Annotated in this window: 2 protein-coding genes; one reads left to right on the top strand and one right to left on the bottom strand. The window is 38.8% G+C overall.

Annotated elements, in window-relative coordinates; genetic code table 11:
• Window positions 1-184: 184 nt before the first annotated feature.
• The gene (locus tag BN3456_RS00150) at window positions 185-730 is read right to left on the bottom strand and encodes a transposase family protein (protein WP_089981952.1); all 546 of its coding nucleotides are present in this window, start codon (window positions 728-730) and stop codon (window positions 185-187) included.
• A gap of 374 nt (window positions 731-1,104) precedes the next feature.
• Here BN3456_RS00150 and BN3456_RS00140 point away from each other — a divergent pair, with 374 nt between their 5' ends.
• A complete protein-coding gene (locus BN3456_RS00140; protein WP_089981948.1) occupies window positions 1,105-1,365 on the top strand; it encodes a type II toxin-antitoxin system RelB/DinJ family antitoxin in 261 nt (86 codons plus the stop codon).
• Window positions 1,366-1,490: the final 125 nt, after the last annotated feature.

Genomic DNA, 1,490 nt, shown 5'->3' with positions numbered 1-1,490 from the left:
AATTTGTCTTAATTGCTCCTTTGCAATAGCCATAATAATAGGCTCCTCTCTGATAAGAATATTCATATTTAATTCTTACCAGATTGGAACCATTTATTACCAAAGACACAAAATTTATGACACTACCGTCTGCTATGCAGAATATCTAATTTCAAATGGCCGTTCATTACCGCCAAGCGGCCGATTAGCTCCGCAAAAGTGGCCGTTTGATACCGCTATTTGCATTAAACGCAAAGTCATCCACGCCAATGTAGCTTCCGCATTTCCTTTCGGGTTGTGCGCTGTATCTTTTAAGCAGCGTGCGAATGACGGTATCTCCACTGATCTTGATGTTCATGACCTGCATAATACGCGCACTTGACTCACAGCTGGTTTCAAGAGCAAGTATCGTAACGAAATCCACCAGACGCTCCGTCATCCGGCTGTAATAATTAAGGAATCCGCCGAATGTTTCAGCGGTTGCACCAATACGACAATCTTTATTCTGGCATTGGAAGTCATGGGTATTCAAATCCAGCATGACACGTTTCCCCAAAATGGGGGGGGCTTGTACCGTTCGGTGGTGGGTCGCATGCAGCTTTCGGAGAGTCATGCCGCATTGAGGGCATTGATAGGATTTAGTCCGGGATCGCATATGTAACCATAATTCATCAGACATTTCTTCTACCGAAACAATCTCCAATTCGTTGGGATAAAACTGCTGTAAATCAAGAGTCGAAGTGGTTGGCATATGATTCGTTTCCTTTCAGAATATATTAATATTCTATCATACCTAGAAACGGGTTACGATACCTTTATACCAAAATATGCGGATGAACCCCGCCGCACCGTAATATTCAGATGGACAAAAATCTCGGATAAAACAGGACAAAAACAATCGGATGATTTTGGACAATTTAAGCCGTCAATAACACTTTTACATCGTAATACTCACTCTGCAAAGAAGTTCAATTCAAGCAGATTGAATAAGAAAAAGTTGGAAAGTTAAAAAATAAGCAAAAAATAAATGCATAAATAAAATTACTTTTGTAAAGCATATTATTGTCAAATGATTTACAAAGTGATATAATATAGAAAAAGAAAGAGGGAAAGAGGTGAATTATTATGTCACAGACAATGGTAAATTTCAGAATGGACGAGGAACTAAAAAAGAGCATGGAGCAGATCTGTAAAGAGATGGGAATGAGTATGACAACTGCGTTTACCATTTATGCAAAGAAAGTTAGCAGGGAGAGAAGAATACCATTTGAAATTAACGCAGACCCGTTCTACTCTGAAAGTAATATAAAGTATCTTGAAAAAATTGCGAGCGATATAGACAGCGGAAAAGCAACTTTAACAGAACACAAATTGATTGAGGATTAAGTTTGAAACAAAAAGGTAGCGGTTAAAGAAAAAGTAGGGTATAGCAAACAAGCCATCTTTCGCTGGCTTCAAAAAAGAAATATAGACACAACACTTAATTCATGGCAGGAGCGGCTTCATCCTTG

This window comes from Clostridium sp. C105KSO13 (genome assembly GCF_001517425.1).
Taxonomy (GTDB): Bacteria; Bacillota; Clostridia; order Lachnospirales; family Lachnospiraceae; genus Muricomes.
The sequence above is the reverse complement of the archived record's forward strand: the minus strand, read 5'-3'. Positions and strand labels throughout refer to the sequence as shown.

Bases quoted from the DNA above. Each gene is read 5' to 3' on its own strand.
- BN3456_RS00150 (WP_089981952.1), bottom strand. From the start codon at position 730: ATGCCAACCACTTCGACTCTTGATTTACAGCAGTTTTATCCCAACGAA.
- BN3456_RS00140 (WP_089981948.1), top strand. From the start codon at position 1,105: ATGTCACAGACAATGGTAAATTTCAGAATGGACGAGGAACTAAAAAAG.